General features: G+C 30.9%; 27 protein-coding genes. 11 read left to right on the top strand and 16 right to left on the bottom strand.

All coding sequences use genetic code 11. The annotated features are described in order from the left end of the window. Positions 1 to 14: 14 nt before the first annotated feature. From B2217_RS16925 to B2217_RS16870, 12 genes are read right to left on the bottom strand one after another with little or no spacing between them, the layout of a single operon-like run. Positions 15 to 266 (bottom strand): acyltransferase family protein, encoded by a 252-nt coding sequence (locus tag B2217_RS16925; protein ID WP_291123364.1) that lies wholly within the window; start codon positions 264 to 266, stop codon positions 15 to 17. A gap of 12 nt (positions 267 to 278) precedes the next feature. Then, entirely contained in the window at positions 279 to 1,805 is a 1,527-nt protein-coding gene (locus tag B2217_RS16920; protein WP_180905843.1) for a glycosyltransferase, read from the bottom strand. Between the two features lie 7 nt (positions 1,806 to 1,812). Continuing rightward, a complete protein-coding gene (locus B2217_RS16915; protein ID WP_180905842.1) occupies positions 1,813 to 2,913 on the bottom strand; it encodes a DegT/DnrJ/EryC1/StrS family aminotransferase in 1,101 nt (366 codons plus the stop codon). Further along, entirely contained in the window at positions 2,906 to 3,637 is a 732-nt protein-coding gene (locus B2217_RS16910; RefSeq protein ID WP_180905841.1) for a TylF/MycF/NovP-related O-methyltransferase, read from the bottom strand. Before B2217_RS16910 ends, B2217_RS16915 begins: the two co-directional genes overlap by 8 nt. 6 nt (positions 3,638 to 3,643) lie before the next feature. Further along, positions 3,644 to 4,354 carry a class I SAM-dependent methyltransferase gene (locus tag B2217_RS16905; protein WP_180905840.1) on the bottom strand — a complete coding sequence of 237 codons (711 nt, stop codon included), beginning with the start codon at positions 4,352 to 4,354 and terminating at the stop codon, positions 3,644 to 3,646. 7 nt (positions 4,355 to 4,361) lie between these two features. Beyond that, positions 4,362 to 4,979, bottom strand: coding sequence for an HAD family hydrolase (locus B2217_RS16900; RefSeq protein ID WP_180905839.1), 618 nt, complete (start codon positions 4,977 to 4,979; stop codon positions 4,362 to 4,364). Next, positions 4,951 to 5,904 carry an ATP-grasp domain-containing protein gene (locus tag B2217_RS16895; protein WP_180905838.1) on the bottom strand — a complete coding sequence of 318 codons (954 nt, stop codon included), beginning with the start codon at positions 5,902 to 5,904 and terminating at the stop codon, positions 4,951 to 4,953. The genes B2217_RS16900 and B2217_RS16895 overlap by 29 nt, the downstream gene beginning before the upstream one ends. Beyond that, on the bottom strand, positions 5,901 to 6,299 hold the full coding sequence (locus tag B2217_RS16890) for a sugar 3,4-ketoisomerase (RefSeq protein WP_291123355.1): 399 nt from the start codon (positions 6,297 to 6,299) through the stop codon (positions 5,901 to 5,903). The genes B2217_RS16895 and B2217_RS16890 overlap by 4 nt, the downstream gene beginning before the upstream one ends. Beyond that, positions 6,296 to 7,564, bottom strand: a complete 1,269-nt coding sequence (locus B2217_RS16885) for an ABC transporter ATP-binding protein (RefSeq protein WP_291123352.1) — start codon at positions 7,562 to 7,564, stop codon at positions 6,296 to 6,298. The genes B2217_RS16890 and B2217_RS16885 overlap by 4 nt, the downstream gene beginning before the upstream one ends. Before the next feature lie 18 nt (positions 7,565 to 7,582). Beyond that, positions 7,583 to 8,443, bottom strand: a complete 861-nt coding sequence (locus tag B2217_RS16880) for an ABC transporter permease (protein ID WP_280045514.1) — start codon at positions 8,441 to 8,443, stop codon at positions 7,583 to 7,585. Between the two features lie 60 nt (positions 8,444 to 8,503). Next, complete coding sequence (gene rfbB / locus B2217_RS16875; protein ID WP_221853962.1) at positions 8,504 to 9,550, bottom strand: dTDP-glucose 4,6-dehydratase; 1,047 nt, start codon at positions 9,548 to 9,550, stop codon at positions 8,504 to 8,506. A 21-nt stretch (positions 9,551 to 9,571) separates the two neighbouring features. Continuing rightward, positions 9,572 to 10,738 carry a nucleotide sugar dehydrogenase gene (locus B2217_RS16870; protein ID WP_291123348.1) on the bottom strand — a complete coding sequence of 389 codons (1,167 nt, stop codon included), beginning with the start codon at positions 10,736 to 10,738 and terminating at the stop codon, positions 9,572 to 9,574. Positions 10,739 to 10,985: 247 nt separating this feature from the next. Here B2217_RS16870 and panB point away from each other — a divergent pair, with 247 nt between their 5' ends. The 11 genes from panB to B2217_RS16815 all read left to right on the top strand — a co-directional run bounded on the left by panB (position 10,986) and on the right by B2217_RS16815 (position 23,206). Continuing rightward, positions 10,986 to 11,801: a 3-methyl-2-oxobutanoate hydroxymethyltransferase gene (panB, locus tag B2217_RS16865; RefSeq protein ID WP_125349417.1), complete on the top strand. Its 816-nt coding sequence runs from the start codon at positions 10,986 to 10,988 to the stop codon at positions 11,799 to 11,801. A 93-nt stretch (positions 11,802 to 11,894) separates the two neighbouring features. Then, the gene (locus B2217_RS16860) at positions 11,895 to 12,257 is read left to right on the top strand and encodes a four helix bundle protein (RefSeq protein ID WP_180905832.1); all 363 of its coding nucleotides are present in this window, start codon (positions 11,895 to 11,897) and stop codon (positions 12,255 to 12,257) included. A gap of 53 nt (positions 12,258 to 12,310) precedes the next feature. Continuing rightward, complete coding sequence (locus B2217_RS16855) at positions 12,311 to 12,994, top strand: RluA family pseudouridine synthase (RefSeq protein WP_114998884.1); 684 nt, start codon at positions 12,311 to 12,313, stop codon at positions 12,992 to 12,994. A 24-nt stretch (positions 12,995 to 13,018) separates the two neighbouring features. Next, complete coding sequence (locus tag B2217_RS16850) at positions 13,019 to 13,879, top strand: lysophospholipid acyltransferase family protein (protein ID WP_219033748.1); 861 nt, start codon at positions 13,019 to 13,021, stop codon at positions 13,877 to 13,879. 12 nt (positions 13,880 to 13,891) lie between these two features. Continuing rightward, the gene (locus B2217_RS16845; RefSeq protein ID WP_291123343.1) at positions 13,892 to 14,884 is read left to right on the top strand and encodes a glycosyltransferase family 2 protein; all 993 of its coding nucleotides are present in this window, start codon (positions 13,892 to 13,894) and stop codon (positions 14,882 to 14,884) included. Positions 14,885 to 14,990: 106 nt separating this feature from the next. Further along, entirely contained in the window at positions 14,991 to 15,773 is a 783-nt protein-coding gene (locus B2217_RS16840) for a GLPGLI family protein (protein ID WP_291123340.1), read from the top strand. A 70-nt stretch (positions 15,774 to 15,843) separates the two neighbouring features. Further along, positions 15,844 to 16,629: a GLPGLI family protein gene (locus B2217_RS16835; RefSeq protein ID WP_291123337.1), complete on the top strand. Its 786-nt coding sequence runs from the start codon at positions 15,844 to 15,846 to the stop codon at positions 16,627 to 16,629. Positions 16,630 to 16,727: 98 nt separating this feature from the next. Continuing rightward, entirely contained in the window at positions 16,728 to 17,330 is a 603-nt protein-coding gene (gene pncA, locus B2217_RS16830; RefSeq protein ID WP_180905826.1) for a bifunctional nicotinamidase/pyrazinamidase, read from the top strand. Positions 17,331 to 17,470: 140 nt separating this feature from the next. Beyond that, on the top strand, positions 17,471 to 18,247 hold the full coding sequence (locus B2217_RS16825; RefSeq protein WP_180905825.1) for a GLPGLI family protein: 777 nt from the start codon (positions 17,471 to 17,473) through the stop codon (positions 18,245 to 18,247). A 96-nt stretch (positions 18,248 to 18,343) separates the two neighbouring features. After that, positions 18,344 to 21,091, top strand: coding sequence for a TonB-dependent receptor (locus tag B2217_RS16820; protein ID WP_291123334.1), 2,748 nt, complete (start codon positions 18,344 to 18,346; stop codon positions 21,089 to 21,091). A gap of 93 nt (positions 21,092 to 21,184) precedes the next feature. After that, complete coding sequence (locus tag B2217_RS16815) at positions 21,185 to 23,206, top strand: hypothetical protein (protein ID WP_038331085.1); 2,022 nt, start codon at positions 21,185 to 21,187, stop codon at positions 23,204 to 23,206. Positions 23,207 to 23,246: 40 nt separating this feature from the next. On the opposite strand, the gene B2217_RS16810 is transcribed toward B2217_RS16815, so the two are convergent. The 4 genes from B2217_RS16810 to dapF are packed head-to-tail and all read right to left on the bottom strand — an operon-like array spanning position 23,247 to position 26,485. After that, positions 23,247 to 24,326 (bottom strand): BBE domain-containing protein, encoded by a 1,080-nt coding sequence (locus B2217_RS16810; RefSeq protein WP_291123331.1) that lies wholly within the window; start codon positions 24,324 to 24,326, stop codon positions 23,247 to 23,249. A 24-nt stretch (positions 24,327 to 24,350) separates the two neighbouring features. Beyond that, positions 24,351 to 24,647, bottom strand: coding sequence for a hypothetical protein (locus B2217_RS16805; protein ID WP_291123328.1), 297 nt, complete (start codon positions 24,645 to 24,647; stop codon positions 24,351 to 24,353). Between the two features lie 29 nt (positions 24,648 to 24,676). Beyond that, positions 24,677 to 25,699, bottom strand: coding sequence for an endolytic transglycosylase MltG (gene mltG / locus B2217_RS16800; protein WP_114998867.1), 1,023 nt, complete (start codon positions 25,697 to 25,699; stop codon positions 24,677 to 24,679). Between the two features lie 9 nt (positions 25,700 to 25,708). Beyond that, complete coding sequence (gene dapF, locus B2217_RS16795) at positions 25,709 to 26,485, bottom strand: diaminopimelate epimerase (protein ID WP_125349427.1); 777 nt, start codon at positions 26,483 to 26,485, stop codon at positions 25,709 to 25,711. Between the last annotated feature and the right edge of the window lie 109 nt (positions 26,486 to 26,594).

Raw genomic sequence — 26,594 nt, 5'->3', positions numbered from 1 at the left:
TTTTTGCTGACGATTTACAATCTTAATAATCTTTTCCAAAGATAATTTTTTATAGTTTTGCTATATTTTAAACTAATAAAAATTAAATATCCACTTAGGACAAAAAATATATTAACAGAAAGGCTTCCTAATCCAAATTGTCCATTTGTATGCACTTCAAACCATTCTTGTTTCCCTGTTAGAGGAAATGAATGTGAAACTATTACAAGACTTGCAAAGATAAGTCGTAGAAAATCAAAGTTATTAGAGCTTCTTTCAATACTCATGATATATATAATTTAAAAAAAACGAGTGTCTTTATTTTTAAGATAATAATAAATTCCTGAACTTAATTGATAATGTATTTTATTGTGTTTATGCTTACTATAGTAATATACTTGCAACTTACTTAGTAAATTAAGTTTTTCGGTATACTGAAAATGTGAAATTTTCACATCATATTCTAATAAAGCTATTTTAGATTCATTTTCGCCCTCAATATAAATATCTTTATTCTCTTTATTTATATGATGAACGAGTATCTTAGAGTTTTTATATAATTCAGCTATTTTTTCTTTCCAAGAGGACAACTGATAAGATTGGCTAACATATTCAAATTGTTTTTGAGCTACTATTGATCTATATTCCTCGTTATTTATTAATTTTTCTATAGCCTTTCTCCATTCTTCTATATTATTAGGATAATCTATATAATATTCTGAATCATCATTAAATAATTTATAAACTAAAGAAGGATTATAATGTAACTGAAAAGGTATTTTTTTTAATGCTGGTTTTAACAAAGACATAAAAGATGGAGTAGGAAACCCTTCTAAGTATATATCTGTTTTATCTTCTATTATTTCTAATTTTTCTTGGTTTATTAATCCATGGTAAATTATTCTTTCGTGCTTATATTGTAGTGCATAGTCTGAATCTTTATCAATACCTACTATATGAACAACTACATTCTGAAACTTATTGACTAATCGTTTCATCTCTTCAAGAAAATTGTATTTACCATCAGGTAGATATTTGTAGTAAGAGCCTGTAGATAGCAAATTAATTATTTTATAATCTTTTAAAACATTTGGTGTTTTATTTTCTTCAAGAACAATAGGTATTGGTAGAAAAAATTGATTTTTCAATTGTCTTCTTAATTTGTCTGCAGATATATTCGTTTCCCTAATCTGTAATAAAACATCTATTACAGAAGCACCTAACCAAAAAACATGATCGGCATGATTCACCATAAAAACGGGTATTTCTAATTGAGGATTAGAAAATACTAAATTCACCAAACAATCATCTGGATGTGTATGTAAGACTATTAAATCATAACCTTCAGAGAGTATATTAGTCAATTGTTTTGCACTCTCTATTTTAGAATCTGTTTTAACAGAATATAAATTACTTTCATTAATAGAGGACGTATAAAACTTTGTCAGATTTTTAAGTTGATCTAAACTTAATCTTGTAGTTGCAATAGAGTGATCATGTTCGCTATCAACATTTATCCAATTATACATTAACTTTGTATGACCTCCTGTCTCATATACTTCTGAACATATATGAATAATTTTAAATTTCCCTAAATTATTTCTTATAATTTTTTTAGAATTATTATACACTAATTGGCTACCTATATCATTTAAAAGGTTTTCTAACTTATTACTCCTATATATTCCTGAATAAAAATGCCACGCAAATTGAGCCGTTTTTTCTATTTGATTTATACAATCTTCATATAATCCTTGATGGTATAATAATTTTGCAATTTTAATATTCTTTTTTAAGTAACGATTATTTTCCTGAATAACAGACATATCTATATTAAAACTGATTCACTACATTAATAATTTCACTCACTTCTTCATCCGTCAATATTGAAGAAATAGGCAAGCTCAATACTTCGTTATGCATAGCCTCAGTTATTGGAAAAGATAAATCTTTTAGTTCTTTGTAAGCCTCTTGATGATGAGGTGGAATAGGGTAATGTATGATGGTTTGTATTCCTTTTTCGTTCAAATAGTTTTGTAGTTGATCTCGATCTGTAGATCTTACGACAAAAACATGCCATACATGTTCGTTTTCATCTTTAGGATTTTCAGGAAGAATAATTTTTGGATTGTTGATTTCTGAAAGAAAACGTTTTGCAATTATTCTGCGAGCTTCATTTTCGTTGTCAATGTATTTTAGTTTCACATCCAAAACAGCAGCTTGCAATTCATCTAAGCGAGAATTTAATCCTTTATAGATATTCACATATTTTTGGTTAGATCCATAATTGGCAATTGCACGAATAGTTTTTGCAAGTTCGTCATCATTTGTCGTAACTGCACCCGCATCTCCTAACGCACCAAGATTCTTCCCAGGATAAAAACTAAATCCTGCTGCATCTCCCAAATTTCCAGATTTAATATCTTGCCAAGTAGCCCCAATTGCTTGTGCATTATCTTCGACAATCTTCAGATTATGTTTAGCTGTGATAGATTTCAATTCTTCACTAAAAACAATTCTTCCTTGTAAATGAACGATCAGGATTGCTTTAGTCTTAGTTGTAATGGCAGCTTCTATCTTCGTAATATCTAGATTGAAAGTCGTATCATCTGGCTCTACCAAAACGGGAAATAATCCATTGTCTGAAAGTGCTAGAATTGAAGCAATATACGTATTCGCAGGAACAATAACTTCGTCGCCAGCTTTCATCACACCAAGTTCTATATACGCTCTAAAAATAAGGCGCAAAGCATCTAAACCATTAGCCACTCCTATTGCATGTTTTGCTCCAATATAATTTGCCAAATTATTCTCGAAGTTTTTTACTTCTTCGCCCATTAGATACCAACCCGAACGAAAAACATCTAATAGCTTTTGTTCAATTTCTTGTTGATATAATAGATTTATTTTTTGTAAGTCTAGGAATTTAATCATCTGTTTTTATTAAAATAGCATGCCCATTAATATTATAAATCTTGATGTAATTTTGGTATTCTGAAATTATGTCATGCACCAAAGTTGTGATTCCTTCACACGCTGCAAATCCATAATCATCAAAAATAACAGCTCCCCCTTTTATTAACTTAGGATGTACCCATTCAAAAATATCCTTTGCAGACTGATAAACATCTACATCTATATGGCAAATTTTGAATTTTTCTGAGGTTACATTTTGTTCAGATTCGTCTGGGAATATCCCTTTACAAATTGAGTAATTGGAAATACCTGCAGTTGCGAAAAGTTGTTTTACTTCTTCCTCTGAAGTATCAGCATGTTCTCCTCCTTTATAAATACTATCTTTATCTGATGCTTTTACAACTCCAGAAAAAGTATCACATAAAAACACATGACCTTTTCCATTATCTGCACTTGCTAACAATAAGCTAGATCCTCCTCGCCAAACGCCCACCTCTAATATATCTCCATCTTTGTTGGAGTATTGTTTTGCAAGATCCCAAAGTTCATAACATCTATAAATGTCTAACAAAGTATTGTTTTTTGCTTTTTCATAAGCTGACACGAAATCGCTATCACCATTCCAAGGAGAATAAGTGTTTATAGGTAAAATAAGGGAATGTTTGAATTTTTGTGAAGCTGATCTATCTTGCCATTTTGAATGATAAAAAATATTATCATCAATTCTAAATATTTCCTTCATATAAAATTAGACTTTGGCTACTATATAAATCTCCCCCGCTATATCTGGATAAGATTCCCCTAATTTCATAAATCCTCTCAACATAGATTCATCTAAAACAACTTCTAGTTGACTATCTGTTAATGGTTTTAACCAATAGCCACCTCTATGTTCAACTTTATAACCTACCTTAAGAAAATCTTCTTGTAATGTTTCAGGAGTATAAATACGCATATGTCCATGATGAATATCTTTTTCACTCATCTCGAAAATACTACTAATAAAACCAATTTCAACAGCTGCTTGTCTATGTAATGATCGTGCGTTAGGAACAGCACATAATATAACGCCATCTTCTTTTAACCATGGTTTTATATGATTAAGTAAAATATGAGGATCCTCAACATGCTCTAATACATGTCCCAATACAATATTATCAAACTTCTGATTAGGTTCAGCTTCTTCGAATAAGCTATTAATTACATGAATACTTGGGTACTTATCTTTTAATTGATTTGCAAAAATTTTAGAACCTTCTATTACTGTTAAGTTTTGATCTAAATCTTTAAGAAAGTTTGTCATTAGACCTTCAGCTGGCCCCAACTCCAAAATACTTCCTTTTTTTAAAAATCTTTTGAAAACTTCAAAAGAATATTCTATTGTCATTTTATTCGTAAACGTTGTATAAAGGCTGTTTTCTGCAACATTTTCTAATTTTTCTTGGCTAAATTTTGTCATCCGTATTTTATAGTTTAGTTATTAAGTATTGATTAATATCTTCAAAAGTATTTATATTATTAGACAGAGAAAATAATCCTGTATTAACTCCGTAAAAATCTACTTCACTTTTATTTGCAGCTTCATAATCACTAATAGTATCACCAATAAAGGTAACAGGATAAAACTTTTGTTTTAAGTTAATTAAAATATCCGTTTTAGGATTTATTTCATGATGTTTTAAAAAATAAATTTCCGAAAAATATTCTTTTAGTCCTAATTGACTAAGCTGCTTTTCTCCTTGATTATAATGTGTTCTTAATGATAGTAGTACTAATTTATAGTTTAAAGAAATCTTTTTTAATAATTCTACCTCAACAATTAGTTGGTCATATTTTAAGAAATCATCAGATTCTATTCTGGTTTTGAAATAGTTTTTGTAATCTTCTAATTGTATTTCATTATTCAAATATTGACTAGCAAAATCTGTATTACTTGCTTTGTTTAATATTCGATATTTTAGATAATTCTCAAAATCACTTATCTCTATTTGGTAGGAATTGAAAAATGTTTTAATTACCTGATACTGTCTCTGCTTTGTATCAATTAAAGTATCATCAAAGTCTAATACAATCGTTGGATTCATTAAAAAAGGTTTCTTCATAATATCTTACCATTTTATTCCCAATTTGTAATTTAGCCTCAGAATCGATCTTATTATTACAAAGTTCATTAATCGTCATCAATGGAAAGTTATACCCTGATTTATAGGTTAAAATTCCTCCTCCTGCAAATCGAGGATTAATTTCAATAAAATATGGAATGTCATTTTTTACTATAAATTGTATATTAGAAACACCTTTATAACCTAGTATTTCGTGAATTTTTTTGCAACATTCTCCAATCGTAAAATTCTCTACAATGACGCTCTTGACACTCATTCCTGATTTAGTTTCAACCCTTTTTCTTACAGCGTAATAAAAAAGATTATCATCACAATAACTCGAAAAACAATCTACAGTATATTCTTCTCCGTTAATATATTCCTGAATAATTTTATTTGTAAAATCTTTTTCTTTGAAATCATCTTTATTTAAGATTACTTTAATGTCTTTACTACTAACACCATCGTTATCTTTAATGATAATAGGAAAATTTATATCTTCAGAAAGTTCAGTATAAACTTTAGGCACATGAATAATTTCTTTTAATAACTCATTTATTTGAGCCTTATCATTACATAATTTTACAATAGAAAACTGGTTGACTGAAACATTTACATTTTCTAATCTTCCCTCGTCTTTCATTTTCGAAATAACTTCTATCTCTTTATCATGAATTGGTATTATACAATTTATATTATGATCTTTTACTATTCTTAATAATTTTTCCTCATACAAAGGATTATTATAATAAGGTAATTGCTCTATAATATTCGCAAACTTGAAACCGTTGCATTCATAAAAAGGGTTACTATCAGTTCCTATTATAAAACATCCATCATCTTTCAGACATTTTGCAACGCCAATACTTGTATTAGAACCAAAAGATGTTATCAGTACATTAATCATTTTGAATAAGATTTAAATTCATTAAAATCTCTAAAATAATCTTCTTCTGTATAATGTTCAGAAGCTAAACACAATAAAACTGCATTATGTGTAAAATGAATATCACGCCAAATTAATTTAGGTATATAAAGTCCTTTATTAGGATGATCTAGTACAAAGGTGTCTTTATTTCCATTTTGATCCTCTGTATTGAATGTAATTGTTCCAGAAACAGCAAATATTACTTGCTCCAAAATTTTATGCGCATGCCCTCCACGCACAATATCTTGCGGTGTATAATAGGTCCAATAAACCCTTTTTATATCAAAGGGAATATTTTTTTGAGCTTCAGCAATAGTTATATATCCAAGCTGTGATGAACCTATTTTATCTAAAGTTATGATTTGTGGTTTCATAATTGAAAATCTACTTTATAATCAAAATTAGGACGAATAATCCCTGGATAAATATGTGTTTTTGTTCCTACTTTTACATTCTCTACTTCAAAACCAATTAGGTTGTCTATATTAAACAATGCTTCAGATTGATTTTTCCCAAATATTAGCTTGAAATAATAATTTCCAGCATTCAACATACCTGCAGGCATATCAAACTCAATTGTATATATTCCTGATTTAGAGTCATTATTTTCAGTCACTAATTTCCCTACATGATATAAAACAAGCTCTTCAAAATTACGCAATTCAAAAGTTGCGTCAAGATTAATATTAGGTTGAGCATTATAAAATTGAAGTTTAACACGAATTCCAGACTCTACATCTATTATTTTGCCTTCTATTGGTTTCGCCGAAAATTCAAGAATTTTAATATTAGTATTCCCTACAGCTTCATCCAAATTTTGAGCAATATAGCTATTCGATAATTCGTAATCTTTTTGGTATTCTAAAATAGTTTCAAGCATATCACCTTTGTAACTCACTTCTCCATATTTCATTAGAATACCTGTATTACATAACTCTTTTACTGCCGTCATATTATGGCTCACAAACAAAATGGTACGACCTTCTCCTTTTGTAACATCTCCCATTTTCCCAAGACATTTCTTTTGGAATTCGGCATCACCAACCGCTAACACTTCATCTACAATTAAAATTTCAGATTCTAAGTGCGCGGCTACAGCAAAAGCTAAACGAACATACATCCCCGAAGAATAACGTTTGACAGGTGTATCAATATAACGTTCTACGCCTGCAAAATCTACAATTTCATCGAACTTGCGTGTGATTTCTTTACGCGTCATTCCAAGAATTGCTCCGTTCAAATAAATATTTTCACGTCCCGTCATTTCAGGATGGAAACCTGTACCAACTTCTAACAAAGAAGCAATACGTCCTTTATACTTAATAGAACCAGTTGTTGGTTTAGTAACGCGAGAAAGTAATTTCAACAATGTTGATTTACCAGCTCCATTACGTCCAATAATCCCAACAGCCTGTCCTTGTTCCACTTGAAAGTTAATATCTTTTAGCGCCCAAACATAATCTGAGTCTCCTTTTTGCGTACGATCATTAGTTTCGCCTATTTTAAGATAAGGATCTTCTTTTCCTGTAACATTCGCCCACCAACGCTTCATATCATGTTGCAACGAACCTGTTCCTACTTCACCTAAACGATACTGTTTCGAAACATTTTCAACATCTAAAACTATATTTTTTGACATAATTAAATTCTTAAAAAGTTAAACAGTATCCATAAATGATTTTTCTACTTTATTGAAAATCAATGTTCCAATTACTAAAAGAACAAAAATCACCAACGTTGAGTAACCTAATAAACCAATTGTAAAATCTCCTTTACCTAAAAATCCATATTTGAAACATTCAAAAATGCCTGTTAAAGGATTTAATTCAACTAACCATCTATATTTATCAGGAAAAGATGATAAGGGCATTATGACCGGTGTCGCGTACATAGCTAATGAAACACCAAATCCCAATAACATGTTTACGTCTTGGTATTTCGTTGTTAAAGATGATAAAATCATTCCTGTTCCTAGTGCAAATGCAGCCATTAAAATAATCAAAAATGGTGTTGCTAATAACCACATATTTGGTTCTATAGATGCACCAGTAAAATAATAATACAACACAACTATAATAAATAATGTGAACTGAACACCGAATCGCATTAAGTTAGACGTTACAACAGAAAGTGGCATGACCAAACGAGGAAAGTAAACTTTCCCAAAAATAGAAGCATTTCCTCTAAAAACAGAAGCTGTTCCTGTTAAGCAGGAAGAAAAATAATTCCACAGTATATTCCCTGCCAAATAGAAAGCAAACATTGGAGTTCCATCAGTTGATAATCCCGCCACTCTTCCAAAAATAATAACAAACATTACTGTTGTAAGAATCGGATTGATAAAAAACCAAATCGGCCCCAATATAGTCTGTTTGAAAGACGTAATAAAATCACGTTTCACTAACATATAAACCAAATCTCGGTAACGCCAAACTTCTTTTAAATTTAAAGAAAATAAACTATTTTTTGAAGTAATTACGTTAGACCAACTTTGATTTGTTTCTGAGTTTAAACTCATAAAATAAATAAATTTAGGTTGTTTAAAATTTTAGGTTCTTTTTCCAGAACCTAAAACTATTTAATTATATTGTTTTTCGTAATAATTTTGATAATCGCCAGATGTTACATTGTCCAGCCATTCTTTGTTTGATAAAAACCAATCAATTGTTAGGCTCAAACCTTGCTCAAACGTCACACTTGGTTTCCAGCCTAATTCTTCGTTGATTTTAGTCGCATCAATTGCATAACGTAAATCATGTCCTGGACGATCTTTCACAAAAGTGATTAATTGTTCTGAAGTTCCCGCTTCTTTACCTAATTTTTCGTCCATTTGTTTACACAATTCTTTTACCAAATCGATATTTTTCCATTCGTTGAAACCTCCTACATTGTAAGAATCTCCATTTTTTCCCTCGTGGAAAACCAAGTCAATCGCTTTTGCATGATCGATTACAAATAACCAATCGCGTGTATATTTTCCATCTCCATAAATAGGTAGCGGATTTCCGTTCAAAATATTATGAATACACAACGGAATTAATTTTTCTGGAAAATGATTTGGCCCATAATTATTCGAACAATTTGTCATCACAATTGGTAAACCATAGGTATCATGATAAGCTCTTACAAAATGATCCGAAGATGCTTTTGATGCCGAATATGGTGAATGCGGATCATACGATGTTTCTTCCGTAAAGAATCCTTCATCACCCAAAGCGCCAAAAACCTCATCTGTAGAAACATGATGAAAACGTTTTCCTTCGAAATTATTGTTCCAAATTGTTTTTGCAGCATTCAATAAGTTTACTGTTCCAATCACATTTGTCATCACAAAGTCTAATGGATTTGTGATCGAACGATCCACGTGAGATTCGGCAGCTAAATGAATAACACCATCTGGCTGATGTCTTTCAAAAACTTCTAATATATGTTTTGCGTCAGTAATATCAGCTTTTACGAATTCATAATTTGATTTACTTTCGATATCTTTCAAATTCTCTAAATTTCCTGCATATGTCAATGCATCAAGGTTGATAATCTTCGTTTCAGGATATTTTAAGACAAATTCTCTTACAACGTGAGAACCGATAAATCCAGCTCCACCTGTAATTAAAATAGTTTTCATAGTATTTTATAGTTGTTATTTTTAATCGTTTCCAAACAAATCGCGCGTATAAACTTTCTCTTTCACGTCAGCTAATTCAGGTGCATTTCGATTCGAGATAATCACATCACATTCTTGTTTAAAAGCTTCAAAATCATTCATCACTTTCGATCCAAAGAAAGAATCTTCTTTCAGAACTGGTTCATAAACCACCACTTCAATTCCTTTTGCTTTGATACGTTTCATTACTCCTTGAATTGCTGATGCTCTAAAATTATCTGAACCTGATTTCATAATTAAGCGGTAAACACCAACTTTTTTAGGATTTTTTGCAATGATAGAATCTGCAATAAAATCTTTTCGCGTTCTGTTTGCATCAACAATTGCTTGAATAATATTATTCGGAACTGCATCATAATTAGCCAATAATTGCTTCGTATCTTTTGGCAAACAATATCCACCATAACCAAACGATGGATTGTTGTAATGCGAACCGATACGAGGATCTAAACCAACTCCTTCGATAATTTGTTTACTATCCAAGTTGAATGTTTGCGCATAGCTATCTAACTCATTAAAATAAGCGACACGCAAAGCTAAATATGTATTCGAAAATAATTTGATTGCTTCTGCTTCGGTTGAATGTGTAAACAACGTCGGAATATCTTTCTTAATTGCTCCTTCTTTTAACAAATTCGCAAAAACTTCTGCTCTTTCGCTTTGCTCACCGATAATAATTCTTGATGGATACAAATTGTCGTATAAAGCTTTTCCTTCTCGCAAAAATTCAGGAGAAAAAATAATATTTTGATAGTCTAATCGTGATTTTAAATCTTCAACAAAACCAACAGGAACAGTCGATTTTATTATAACTACAGCATTCGGATTATATTGTTTTACATCCTTTATAACCGATTCTACGCTTGATGTATTAAAATAATTTGTTTTTGGATCGTAGTCCGTAGGCGTTGCAACAATCACATATTCTGCATTTGCATACGCAGTTTCTTTGTCTAAAGTCGCAAGAAAATTAAGCTCCTTATTCTGCAAAAAATCTATAATTTCTTTATCTTCAATTGGAGATTTTTTTGCATTGAGCATTGCAATCTTTTCTGGAACAACATCTAACGCCACTACCTCATTACGCTGAGCTAATAAAATTGCGTTAGACAGACCAACGTAGCCTGTCCCCACTATTGCTATTTTCATTTATGGTTATTTAAAATTAGTTTAAGAGAACAAATTTAGTGAAATTCTCTCAATTCGAACACCAATTTACTAAAAATGAGCAAATAGACAAGTATATTTACTTTTACAAAATTGTGAAAATTGTTATTTCATTTTTAACTAACCGTTTATCTTATTCCTCATCTGTCAAACTGGAAAAAATATCAGTCAAAATTAGTTCTGTCTTAATATTCAAATTAACTTTACAAAAGTTAAAAATATAAACGTAATGTCTGTAAATAAAGAAATCAAACGTATCACTACCGAAACTGTGCGTAACATGAAATTTACCGGAGAAAAAATTTCGATGTTAACGGCTTACGATTTTACAATCGCTTCGCTTGTAGATGCGGCTGGAACTGAAGTTATTTTAGTTGGTGATTCTGCAGCGAATGTAATGGCTGGTCACGAAACTACTTTACCAATTACTTTGGATCAAATGATTTACCATGCTCAATGTGTCGTTCGAGGAGCTAAACGTGCTTTGGTTGTGGTTGATTTACCTTTCGGAACTTATCAATCTGATCCACAAAAAGCCTTAGAGTCTTCTGTTCGAATCATGAAAGAATCTGGTGCACATGCGATCAAATTAGAAGGTGGAAAAGAAATTGAAGAATCTATTCGTCGTATCGTAAATGCTGGTATTCCTGTTATGGGACACTTAGGTCTTACACCACAATCTATTTACCAATTTGGTTCATATAAAGTACGTGCAAAAGAAGATGCGGAAGCAGAAAAATTAATTAGCGATGCTAAATTATTAGAGGAATTAGGATGTTTTTCATTAGTAATGGAAAAAATTCCAGCTGATTTAGCTGCTAAAGTAACAGCCTCTGTTAATATCCCTACAATTGGAATTGGTGCAGGTGCAGGTTGCGACGGTCAAGTTTTAGTTGTACATGATATGTTGGGATTAAACAACGAATTCAAACCAAAATTTGTTCGTAAATATTTAAACTTAGAAGATCAAATTCACCAAGCAATTGGACAATATGTTGCGGATGTAAAATCGGGCGACTTTCCAAATGCGAATGAACAATATTAGAAATTAAGGTTAAGGTTGAGATTGAGGAAAAGACAAAACTCAATCTTAACCTCTTTCTAAACTTAATCTTAGTCTAAACCTTAAACTTACCACATGCCTTATCACGATTTCACAGAAATGCCAATTTGGATAAAAGCAATGAATATCGCTGTTCAAGTTTTTGAGTTAAGTTCAAATTTACCTCGAACAGAAGATTATGGGTTAACATCACAAATAAGACGTTCTGCAGAAAGTATTTCAGCAAATATTGCTGAAGGTTTTGGCAAATCTAGTATTAATGATAAAGTTAAATATTATGAAATCGCAAAAGGTTCGGCTTTCGAAACAAAATCTCATTTGTATTATGGACAGAAAGTTGGATATTTTAACGAAAACACAATAAATCTTCTTCTTGAAGAATTAAATGCTACAATTTTTGAGATTAATAAACTCAAAAAAGCATTAAAAATTAAATAAATTCTAATTAATTAGGTTGACTTTCTCTAAGTCTAAACCTTATTCTCAATAACATGAATCCAGAAATTTTATTCGAAGATAATCATTTGTTAATCATCAACAAAAAAGCGGGTGAATTAGCACAAGGAGACGAAACAGGCGACATTCCACTTATCGATAGTCTAAAGGACTATATAAAAGAACGCGATAACAAACCTGGAAATGTTTTCTTAGGGTTGGTGCATCGCTTGGATCGTCCAACTTCTGGTGTGTTGATTTTTGCTAAAACTTCGAAAGCTTTAACACGAATGAACGAAATGTTTCAGAAACGAAATATTGACAAAGTTTACCGTGCTATTGTACAAAGCAAACCGCCAAAAGATTTTGAACGTTTAGAACATTATCTAAAGAAAAATCCTAAAAATAATAAAACAACAGTTTATTCTAAACCTACTGCTGATGCAAAAAAAGCAATTTTAGAATACACTTATTTAGGCGCTTTAGATTCTTTTCATTGTGTCGAAGTGAAGTTATTTACAGGTCGTTCACATCAAATTCGCGCGCAACTTTCTTCTGTTGGTTCTCCTATCAAAGGCGATTTGAAATACGGCGCTAAACGTTCTAATCCTGACGGAAGCATTTGTTTGCACGCTCATCGCATTACATTTGAACATCCTGTCAAAAAAGAAGAAATGACAATTGTAGCTCCAGTTCCGAAAGATGCAATTTGGCAAGCAACGAACAAATTTAATTCGTAAATTTGTCGCTTATTTGTTTGTCAAATGAATAGCATTTTTTATTTCATAATTTATCAAATTTCACGTTTACCTCTTTCGGTTTTATACAAATTCTCGGATTTTCTGTTCTTTCTGCTATACACAGTTATTGGTTATAGAAGACGTGTCATTAGAACAAATTTAGAAAACTCTTTTCCCGAAAAATCTCAGGAAGAAATCAAAGTAATTCACAAGAAATTTTATGCAAATTTTTGTGATTATTTAGTCGAAACTTTAAAAAGTTTTTCTATTTCTCAAGAAGAATTGGACAAACGATTTACATATTCTAATCTCGACGTTTTTAATGAAATAAAAAATGAAAAACGAGATGTCATGATGATGTGTGGGCATATTTTCAATTGGGAATGGTTTATTGGAACGGTAAAACATTTACCAACAAAAGAAAGTGCAGCTGTCTACCATAAAATTAGAAATCCTTTTTGGAACGATAAAATCAATGCAATGCGTGGTCGTTTCGGAACAAAAGCGTTAGATATGAAAGATGTGTTGCGTTTTATGATGAAAGCTCCAAATGATGGAGAATTAGCCTATTTATTTGTCGCAGATCAAAGTCCAAAACAATCGGCTGTTCACTATTTTATTGATTTCCTCAATCAGAGAACGCCTGTTTTTAATGGTTTTGATAAAATTGCACGCCGCAAAGACATGGCTGTTGTCTTTTGTCAAACCGAAAAAATAAAACGCGGTCATTATCACACAACTTTTATTCGACTACAACCTCAACAAGAAAAATTTGAAGAAAATGAAATTGTTCATCAATTTTTTCATCATTTAGAACAAACCATTCAACAACATCCAGATAATTGGCTTTGGAGCCACAAACGTTGGAAATATGCCGATTTGTAATTTTAAATATTCATGAAAACAGCAATTGCAATCCTAAATTGGAATGGCGAAAAATTATTGCCTCAATTTTTACCTTCGGTTATTAACAATTCTAAAAACGCAACAATTTATGTAATTGATAATGCGTCGACTGACAACTCAATCGAATTGTTAACAACTCAATTTCCTTCTGTCAAAATCATTCAGAACAAAGGAAATTATGGCTTTGCACAAGGCTATAACGAAGGTTTAAAAGAAATTGATGCAGAATATTTCTGTTTATTAAATTCGGATGTCGAAGTAACTGAAAATTGGATAGAACCAATTGAAAAATTGTTTGACAACAATCCTGATATCGTCGCAATTCAACCCAAAATATTAGACTACAAAAACAAAGAGTATTTTGAATATGCCGGTGCAGGAGGAGGTTTTATTGATAAATTTGGTTATCCATTTTGTCGAGGACGTGTTTTTTCAACTTTAGAAAAAGACAATGGACAATACAACGACACCACACAAATTTTTTGGGCTACGGGTGCAAGTTTATTCATCCGAAAAAAAGATTTCTTTGAACAAAATGGTTTTGACGAAGAATTCTTTGCACACATGGAAGAAATCGATTTGTGTTGGCGATTAAACAATGCTGGGCGAAAAATTTATTATTGTGGAGAATCAACTGTTTATCATTTGGGCGGTGCAACTTTGGATAAATCCAATCCAAAAAAATGGTATCTAAATTACCGAAATAGTTTGTGGATGATGCTTAAAAATCTACCTACAAACAAACTTTTTCCGATGCTTTTCACTCGTCTTTCTATGGATGGAATTGCTGCTGTTGCCTTTTTACCAAAACAAGGACTTCCACATGTTTGGGCTGTTTTCTTATCACATATGCATTTTTATTTTGGTTTTATAAAAATGTATAAAAAACGTCAACAACATCAAATCAAAAATTATTCAGATAAAGAATTATTGCCATTTCAGTATTTCATACAAAAACGTCAGTACTTTAAGGATTTAAAATAATCTGTCTTCAAATATTAAATCATTTCTTAAAATTTCTATAAATTTTTAATTCTATTATTGTAGAATATAAAAATATTACTATCATTGTAGAACAAATCAAACTACAATGAAAAAAATAGTTACATTATTTACTTATTTCGTTCTACTTACCACTATTTCTTTTGCACAAAAGCTTGAAGTGAATTATCAAGAGATTGTAAAAGTAAATGCAGAAGAATTTAAAGGTTCTGTAAAATTTTCTACAAATGGTAAAGAAAGTACAATTCCGACTGATGTTTACAATGACATGATTAAGAATATGCAAGAGCCAAAAGATTTTATCTTAACAATCAATGAAAACGAATCATCTTATAATAAAGTCGAAAAAATAGATAATCAACAAGGAGGAAATGGAATGAGAGTTTCGATGAGTTTTGGAGATTCAGGAAATGGTTTATTCAAAAATTTAACTACAAAAGATTATTTGAAAAGTGTAAAATCATTTGACAAAACTTATACAATAAAAGATAAATTAACCGAATACAAATGGCAACTGACGCGTGAAACAAAGAAATTAATTGGTTTTGATGTCAAAAAAGCAACAGCTATTGTGGATAGTACAACAACTGTAATCGCATGGTATGCTCCAAGTATTGCGATAAAAGATGGACCTGGAATTTATAATGGTTTGCCTGGTTTGATATTAGAAGTAGAAATCAAAAACTCAAAAAATAAAGGAATCGAAAGTAGTACTATTCGTGCAACAGAAGTCAAAGAAGTGCCAAATCTCAAACCAATCGAAAAACCAAAAGATAAAAATACAATCACCAACGAAGAATATAAAGCGTTAAGTGAAAAAGCAATGGAAAGGCTAAAACAGATGAGTTCTGAAGGTGTTAGTAAGGATTAAAGAAAATATTTTCATCCTTCATTAAACATTTTATACTATTTCTTGTCTAAGAGCTATAATCACATTTAAAATGAAAAAAATAATTTCAGTTTTTATTTTACTAGTTAGTTTTTCAGCCTTTTCGCAACAAGAAAAAGTAGAAATTTCATACACAACGCGTATTATTTTGCCAGACGATTTTACGTTTCAACCTCCGGGAGGTGGCAATGGACGTACGATGTCAAAAGAAATGCAAGAGCAATTCAAGAAAAATATTCAAGAACCTCAAGAAGCTAAGTTGACTATTTTGGGAAATGAATCTTTATATAAAATGGATGAAAAAATATCAAACGATCAAAGTGAAGGAATAAGAGGTCCACGTGGAGGCGGAATGCGAATGATGTCGATGAATGGAGATAATATTTATAAAAATAGTACAAATCATTTGCTTTTAAAAGAGCAAAACATGATGGGGAAAAGTTATGTTGTGAAAGATTCTTTGCAAAATTTTGATTGGAAATTAACACGAGAAACGAAAACAATTTTAGGCAACGAAGCCAAAAAAGCAACTGCTATTATTGATAGTGTTCAAACAACAGTTTGGTACATTCCAACGTTGAAATATAAAACTGGTCCAGAAAATTATTGGGGATTACCAGGTTTAATCGCAGAAGTACAAACAGAGATTAACAGAGGAATGTTTAAAGGTTCTAAAATTATTTCTTTGACAGATATCAAAACATCAACAAATACAAAAACAATCGAAAAACCAAAAGATAAAGGTGCTATTTCGCAAGCAGAATTTGATAAATTAATGCAAGAACAACGCTCACGTTTCGAAGAAATGAGAAATTCTGGTGTAAATAAACGAGATTAAGGTTTCTTAAAATTCGATTAATTTTCATAAAAATTGGTTCAATTTCATATTATAAAACTTATATTTAATTCTAAATTAATCTTAAGAAATAAAATACTATGAAAGCTTTAATCATCGTAGATATGCAGTACGATTTTTTACCAGGAGGTTCGTTGGCTGTGAATGATGGAGATAAAATTATCGAACGCATAAACAAATTGCAAGAAAAGTATGATGTTGTTGTGGCAACGCAAGATTGGCATCCAGCAAATCACAAAAGTTTTGCTTCTCAACACACAGATAAACAACCTTTTGATGTAATCGAATTAGGTGGAAATCGTCAAGTTTTATGGCTAGATCATTGTGTACAAGGCACTAAAGGAGCTGAAATACACAAAGATATCAAGCAAAATAAAATAAGTGCAATCATCCGAAAAGGTATGAATCCAGAAGTTGATTCGTATAGTGCTTTTTTTGATGTGAATAAAAAGAATCCAACAGGGCTAAATGGATTTTTGAAAGATCATAATGTAACAAGTGTATACATATGCGGTTTAGCAGCAGATTATTGTGTGTATTATACAGCAAAAGATGCTTTAGCATTGGGATATACAACATATATTTTAGAAGGAACAACAAAGGCTATTAACCAAGAACTTTTTGATGAATTGAAAGAAGATTTTATCAAAAAAGGTGGAAATGTCTCGACGTATTTATTATAAAAAAATAATAAATTGCTAGATAAAAATGTCATTTGAAAATCCTTAACTTTTTGAATGACATTTTATTTTTTAGAATAAATTCAAAAAACATCTGTAACATTAATCTACAAAAGCAGACTAATTAGACAAATACAACAATTATGAAAAAAGCAATCTTAACATTTGCCTTAGGAATTATCACAACTACAGTTTCTATCGCACAAGACAATAAAACACAAAATATCGATGCAACTTATGTTTGCGAAATGAAATTGGATTATGACAAAACAATGGCACAAGTTCCTCAACAATATCGTTCACAAGTTGGCCCAATGTTAAAAGCTGAAATTGATGCGGGTGTTTTCATGAATTATTTCTTAAAAAGTAATTCAAAACAATCAACTTTTGTATTAGAACAAAAAGTAGGAAATGCTCAATCTCAAGGAGGAATGATTGCCCAACAAATGGCAACTTTCGATAATAAACCAACTTATAAAGACTTTACTGTAACTCCAAATTTGTATTACAAAGAAGTTGATATGGGGACAAAACAATATTTGATTAAAGATCAAATTCCTGATTACAAATGGAAAATTTCTCGTGAGAAAACTGATATTGCTGGATATAAAGCAACAAAAGCAGAAGGTGTTATGATGGATTCTATTCCTGTAACGGCTTGGTTTGCTCCAGAAATTCCAATAAAAGATGGACCAACTTCTTTAGCTGGCTTACCTGGTTTAATTGTAAAAGCTCAATTTGATTACCAAGGAACAACAATGATTTTCACATTAAAAGAATTAAAACTTTCGGATAAAGAATTAAAAGTTAACATTCCTACAAAAGGTGAAACTGTAACGCATAATCAATTCATGAAAATTATGGAAGATATGCAGAAAAAGATGAAAGAAATGATGAATAGCGGTGTAGACACCCAATAATTCATTAAACAAAATATAAAACACATCTGTTTCTAACACATAAATAGATGTGTTTTACAAAAAACTCTATTTTGAGTCATCAACTAAAAAATACATATGAAGAAATTACTCTATCTAATTTTATTTACTTCTGCTGCTCAAATCTCATTTGGACAAGAATGTAAATTAAAAGGATCTGTTGCAAATGATGCTGGAATTCCTGTTACAGATGCTTCTGTCTCTATTTTTGATAGTAAAAACGAAGGAAAAGGTTTTGTTTTTACAAGTAATATGGGTGAATTTGAATTCAAATTACCTTGTGGACAAAAATATGATATCGAAATTGAGCAATCTGGTTACGAAACATATGTTGAAAATGTTGATTTGACTGAAAATGTCAACAAAAAAATAAAGCTTAAACAAGGAAAAGAAATTTCTTTAAAAGAAACAATTGTAAAAGCTCAACAAGCGATCAAAGTAAAAGGTGATACAATTGAGTTTGATGCAGATTCTTTCAAAGTTGGAAATGAGGAAACATTAGAAGATATCCTTAAAAAATTACCTGGAATTGAAGTTCAAAATGGAAAGGTAATGTACAAAGGTAAACCTATGTCGCAAGTAACAGTTGGTGGACGTGAAGTTTTGGGTGGTAACGAAAAATTATTGAACAAAAATTTACCTTCGGATGCAGTTTCTAAAATTCAATTAAATACTAAGTTCAAATCAAATCCGTTTGCTTCTTCCTTACAAGAAGATGACGAACAATTCTCGTTAAACATCGAACTAAAAGATGATATGAAACGTCTTGCATTTGGTAATGTGACGTTAGGTGGAGATGCGGATAAACATACAGATGCACAAGCAAAGATTTTCTATTTCTCAGAAAAAACGGACGGTACTTTAATCAATGATTTTAATACATTCGGGAAACAAGTTTTTGATCAAGATGATTATATGAGCTTCTTTGGTGGATATTCTGAATTTAATTCTGAAGGAAGTATTTATTCATTAAGAGGAAATTCGAACAATCTAAACTTAATGACAAAAAATGATGCGCCGAGTATGAATACCTATAATGGTGCTGTGCATTTTGGTGTTGAACCAAATAAGAAATTAAAAATCTCTGGTTTTGGTTTACTTAATACCAATAATATTCGTTACAATTCTAAATCTGAGCGTTATTACAACAACATCGAAACGCCTTATACAACTGTCGATCAAGAACAAAATAAGAGCAATATTTTGATGGGAATGTCGCGTTTGCGTTTAGATTATAATCCGAATGATAAAGGACAAATTAAATATCGCTTAAACTTTAATTATTTAGATAGCGAAAACGAGCAATTGGTTGATAGCTATTATAATGATCAAAAAAATAGCTTTAGAAATGTAAATTCTGAACAGAAGAATTATTCTTTATCACAAACTTTATCTTACATCCGTAAAGTTGGGCGCGATGATAATGTTGGTTTATATTTCCGTCATCAATATCAAAAAGATACGCCAGATTACAATGTTTTATCAACAGCAAATCCGTTCTCATCTTTTAATTTGTTCAAGAATTTATCTCAAGTAAATAATCAATATAATATCAATCAAGATCAAAACTTTGTTTTGAATACTGTTCAATTATATGGAATCTATAATCATTTGTTGACAAATACATCTAACCTTAAAGTAAAAGTTGGAACAAATTTTAGTACACAAGATTTTGAGAATAAAATCTATGATTTTCAGAAATTAATGAATAATAATTTATTAATCAGTAATACAGATCTAGATTACAACGAGTCTTTTGCTGATGTAACGTTGACAAAAAAATTAGGAAACTTTCAAGTAGATGCAGGAGCAGGAATTTCATTTTTTAATGAAAAATCTAAATACCAAGATGGTGAAAAATTAAATCGTTCGGAAAAAAAATTTTTACCTCATTTGAATTTGCAATACAAGTTTAACAATGCAACAAGTGTTCGCGCTAGTTATACACAAAACTATAGCTATCCGTACACAAAAGATTTTAATGATTCTTACACAATTCAAAGTTATCAATCGATTTTCTATGGAAATAGAAACTTAAGACAAGCTTTGACACATACAGCAAGTCTTAATTTTAGTCATTTTAACTCATTCACATTTTTTAATATTTTTGCGAATTTGAGTTATACATTACAAGAAAAAAGTATACAAACACAATCTGTTTTAAACCGTGATTTTATCATCTCAGGAAACGATACAATTGTAAATAACTATCAATTCAATACCTTAATTAATTCTGGTAATAATCAAGAAACTTATTCAGGATATTTCATGATTGGGAAACGTTTTGCTAAATGGTACAATGCACGATTAACAGGTAATATTTCTACTTCTAATTATTATACCATTACACGAAATATTGAATACAAAAATGGTGTTGTAACAAATGATAAATTAAACAATGTTAACAACAAGAGTTTTAATCAAACTTATAATTTAGAGAACTCATTTACATTCAAAAAGAAATTTGAATTGAAGGCTGGGGTTAATTTAAACCTAAGTAAATATCAATCATTATCTGAACAGAAATTTACGAACTGGCGTCCATATGGAGAAGCTGCTTGGTCCGCTACAAGTAAATTATTAGTTCAGACCGATTTCTCTTATCGTTTACAATACCGCGATGGAGTAGAAATAAACACAGCAAAAGAATGGAATGCTTCTGCACGATATAATATTGCGAAGAAAACTTATTTAACTCTTACAGGTGGAAACTTATTAGGAAATAACGTAATTGTTTCGAATGGATTTAGTAATAACTATATTGAAACTACAACTAAAAATGTTTTGGGAAGATATTTTATCGTGAGTTTACGATATAAGTTCTAAATCATAAAATTTATCTGAACGCGTCTACAAAGTAGACGCGTTTTTTTATAAATAATTTTTGTACTTTTAATCTAATCAACTAAAAATAAATAGATGGAAAACCATACTACCGAAATTTATAAAATTATTCAACCAGAAAATTGGACAAAGAGTTTAACAGACGAACAAATTATTGAACTTTCTAAAGAAACTGATTTCTCGAAAAATATTTTAGATGAAGGACGAGATTATTGTTACTTTTTGGACAAAAAATTTTATGTAACACGTGAAAAACATATCGAGTATGTTAACATGTCTTACACCTTAACTGATCCTGCAAATTTAGAAAAAGCTTCTACATTCGATACAATTGTCGAAGAAAACGAAATTTATTTGATTCATAGAATTTCTGTGATTCGTGATGGAGAATTAATTAATAAATTAGCAGATATCACTATAAAAGTTTTGGATAACGAAAATGATAGCGGTTCTGGCGTAATCAACAAAAGCAAAAAAATTAATATTTCGATCAAAGATTTGCGTTTATATGATATTCTTGTATTGGAAGATGCAAGAGAAAAAATATTTACTGACAAAGATTTTGTCCGCAAAGAATACAGCCGTTATTTATGGGTTAGCCCTGATTCGTATTGGGCATATGGAAATTATACGTTCGAATTAATCAATGAGCGTGATGATGAATTTGTTTACAAGAAAAACTTCTTCCGTGACGAAAATGGAAATGTAATCGAAGCAGAAACAGGAACAATTCCTTCTGGCGGTTCTTTCGTTTTTGAGTTAGTAAATTATCTTAATCCAACAGATCCAAATCGCGAGATTTTTCCTTACATCGATTTTGCAACAAAAAGCACCTGGGAAAAGCTTTCAAACTTTATTTCGCCTTATTACGAAGAAGTGCTTAACAAAGCAAATCTTGAAAGTTTCGCACCAAATCTGATTGAGAAATTAAATGAATTTTCTGACATCGAAGATAAAATTGAATATGCGATAGAATATGTTCAAAACCATATTTATTATATCTACAATGCTGATGAAATGAGCGGTCACAAACCTCAAGAAGCAGAAGTAACTTATGCGAATAAACAAGGAGATTGCAAGGCAAAATCTATTTTATTGAAAGTTATTTTTGATTATCTAGGATTAGAATCTTCAATCATTTTACTGAATTATAATACTGATTTCTATTTCAAATATTATCTCCCATCGTTGTTGGCTTTCAATCATGTGATTGTAAAAGTGAAACATAATAATGAGACATATTACGTTGATGCAACAATGCGTAATGAGTATGGTTACTTAGAAAATAGAAGCTTTATTTATTTTGCGCATTATTTAGAAATTAAACCAAATCAGACCTTACAAATTCGCGAACCTTACAAATTTCCTAAGTTTTGTATAGATGAAAAAGTCAGTGTAGCGGCAAAAGGAAACGAAGGTTATTTAGAATCTGAATCGATTTATCGTTACAATCGTGCAAATAATATGCGCCGATATTTCAAGAATACCAACAAGCGAGAAATTATTGATAGTTGGAATAGTTTCTTTTATTATGCGTTAAATTATAGTGCAGATCGCCCTGAAATGGATTTGAGAGAAATTTTTAAAGACACTTCTATTGAAATTGTTTCGGATGATAAAAAGCTGAACGAATTAACGATAAAATATAAAGCACGAATCGAGAATCCATATTTTAAAGATAAAGTGACAAATGAACGCTTCTTGATGTTCTTTGATCGAAATATCCCGAAGAATAATGTGAGAGATTTTATTCACGAAGACGCAAGTTTTTGGCATAATTTCGATAGTGAAAAGTATGAAATCAACTTATCAACCGATCAAAAAATTGATACAAAAGAAAAGTATACGATTCAAGAATCGACGATTAATGATAAATATTTCACCTACTCAAGTAGAAAGAAAATTACAGCAAGTGGAGGAAGTGCTTACATTGAATACAATCCTTCGACAAATCATGAAATTACGATGGAAAATTTCGAGGAATTCCGAAATAATCATTACACAATTGCAGATAGTAATTACGGTTTAGGTATTGATATTATCGAATCAGGATTAATGAATATGCTAAAATTTAAGATGAAAAAAGCTTTCAAATAATCAATCAAAAACTCCTGAAAAATAATTTTCAGGAGTTTTTTTATTTAATCACTTGTGGATAATCAAACAAATTATTTGGATCATATTTCTTTTTCAACTTTTGCAAACGAACCAAATTATTTCCGAAATAAGCATTATTTGCATCAGGAAAATTGATATCTGGATAATTTCGGTACTGTTTTACATTTCCAAGATTTCTTAATAATTGTTGCACTTCTTCAAATGATTTTGTTAACTTTTCTTCTTGCGAAGGCAAATCCCAATATGCTTGTAATTCGCTCAAATAATTAATATCACGATGTGGATAAGCAGAATCTGAAGCTTTGACTTCATTGATTCTTCCTCCCAAAGTATTGATCTGATAAATCATTCCTTTAGAAGCAACAACTTTTGCAAAAATATCTTCCAAACCTTTTTCTATATCTTCAATTCCTGTGTACAAACCAGCCGAAGAATTTTTGAAATAAATTGGTTCTGTTACGCCATAATAATTTTTGAGTGCAGCAGCCAGATTTCTATTTTTCATCGGTTTGTAATCATTCGCTAGAGGAATTAAACTCGAAAATGTTTTCTCAAAATCTGTTTGATTTACTGCAAAATTGGTAAATAAAATGGTCAAAAACTTTCCATTCAACACAAAAGCAGAAAAAGCTTCTTTAGGTAATTTTTCCGTTGCTTGGAACCAAAGTCGAATTAATTTGACAAATTTATCTGATGTTAGATTTGTAAACTTCATACGATATCCGCTGAAAGATTGTGGGACTGGATAAGTTTTGAAATGTAATTCCGTTACAACGCCAAAATTTCCATTTCCGCCGCCTTTACACGCCCAAAGTAAATCGGGATCTTTATCAGAGTCGATTGTATTTCCTTTGTAATCGATCATTTTTACACGAAGCAGATTATCACAAGTCAAACCATATTTCCGACTAAAAAAACCATAACCACCGCCCAAAGTCAAACCACCAATAGCGACAGTTCCACACGAACCAGCTGGAATAATTCTTTTCTTAGGTAAAAAATTCGCATAAATCTCTTGCAACAAACAAGCTGGTTGTAATTTCACTTTATTCTCTTGCAACCACGTAATTTTCTTCATCAATCCAAGATGAATCAACAATCCGTTATCAACATTCGAAAAACCTTAAAAACTATGTCCTCCACTTCGAATGGCAATTTTTAGTTTCTTTTCGTTTGCTAATGCAATTGCTTTTTTTATTCCAGTTTCAGATTTACAAACTGCTATAATTTTCGGAAACTTCTCAATTCTTTTGTTGAATGATTTTCGGTATTGATCATATTTTGCATCATCTTTTGTCAAGATTATTAAATTATCATCCAAAAAATCATCAAACGAATAAAAAGACATAAAAAAAATTCCTAAACTACCTGTACCAAGCAGTTTTAGGAATTCTCTTTTTGTATAATTTGGTTGTAACATAGCTAAAATTGGTTTAGCTAAAGATACAACTATTTGATATTATTCTCTTTTAACCAATTTCTATAATTCTCAGCATTTTTCAAATGTTCCTGATAATCATTGGTATAAATGTGGTAACCTGGTTTTTTAGGATCTGCAACAAAGAAAATAAAATCGTGATTTGCTGGTGATAAAACCGCATCAATTGCTCCTAAATTTGGTAAACAAATTGGTGCTGGTGGCAAACCTTTGTTACGATATGTGTTGTACGCATTCGAAGACCACGTCCATTTTTTGTACACACGTTGTACTTTTTGATCCCAACCATTTTCCATTTTGTACGCATAAATAGATGTTGGATCGGCTTCTAAACGCATATCTTTCGCCAAACGATTCATATATGCACGTGCAACTTTTTGTTGTTCATCCATATTATCAGATGATTCCAACTGTACAATAGACGCCAAAGTTGTCACTTGCAAAGGTGTCATGTTGAGCGCTTTTGCTTTTGCCAAACGATCTGCATTCCACACTTTGTCGTGCTGCGCCACCATTTTGTCCACAAACTTTTCTGGTGTTAATCCCCAATACACGAAATACGTTTCTGGAATAAAATATTGTTTAACTGTTTCGTCGTTTAACGTTGTATCGTTTTTTTCTTTCACAAAATCGCGAATAGCTGTCAAAACTTCGATAGAGTCCATATCAATTTGTTTGGAAACTGAACCCGCCAAATGATAAATTGTTGGCTCATTTTTGATACGAAGCTTCACTTCTTCTTGCTCTCCCCCTTGCAAACGATCAATAATATCGCGGTTAGAATCTGAGCTTGAGATTTTATATTTTCCAGATTTTATCGTTGCTGGATAATCTGCATCTTCTGCATATTGTTTGAACAATTTTTCATCCTTCAAAAATGGTTTTAAAGAATCTAAAACTTGCTCAAATTTAGCTCCACGAGAGATATAGATATAACCATCTTTGGTTGCATTTCCTTTGAAACCGTCTATAAATGTACATCCTACAAATGCGAATGAACAGATTAATATTAATACTAAATTTAATTTTTTCATTGGATTGAATTAAATTTCAATTTCACCTTCAAAAACTTTTACTGCTGGTCCATTTAACCAAACATTGACAAAGTTATGATTATTTTCTTCAAAATTTACAGATAAATCTCCTCCCATTGCTTTTACTTTGATATCTTTTTTGTCTACCAAATTTTTAACATAAGCAGAAATCGCAGCAGCTGTAATTCCTGTTCCGCAAGCCAAGGTTTCGTCCTCAACTCCACGTTCATATGTACGTATCGTAAGACTTTTATCTGGCATTACTTCAACAAAATTTACATTAGAACCTTTCTCAAAATAGGGCGCTCCATTGCGAATCGCTTTTCCTTTTTTATAAACATTAACATCTTTTACATTTTCCACAAATTCTACGTGATGCGGCGAACCTGTGTTCATAAATAAATATTTGTCGTGATCTTCTACTTCATTTACATCAATCATCTGTAAACGAATAACTTCTTGATCTACGATACCATGATGCAAACCATCAATCGCATTAAATGTCATTTTGTCATTAGCCACATCCAAATCATTTGCAAATCGAATAATACAACGTCCTCCGTTTCCGCACATTGTACTTTCGTTTCCATCCGAATTGAAATACACCATTCTGAAGTCTGAATTTTCATCATTTTGTAACAAAATCAAACCATCAGCTCCTATCCCAAAATTACGATCACATAGCCTATTAATCAATTCTGTAGAGATTGGAAACGTTTTTTCTCGATCATCAATCATGACAAAGTCATTCCCAGCTCCTTGATATTTATAAAATTTTAATTTCAACTTCTTTAATTTTAAACAAAGTAAAGACATTTTTGTCACTCTTAACTAATGTTATAAAAGATTTATAATATAGTGTTAACATGCGTTAAACGGTTTGAAATGTTAAAAT

This window comes from Empedobacter sp. UBA7620 (assembly GCF_002484185.1).
GTDB lineage: Bacteria > Bacteroidota > Bacteroidia > Flavobacteriales > Weeksellaceae > Empedobacter > Empedobacter falsenii_C.
Note: the sequence above shows the minus strand (reverse complement) of the source record. Positions and strands in the feature narration are given on the sequence as shown.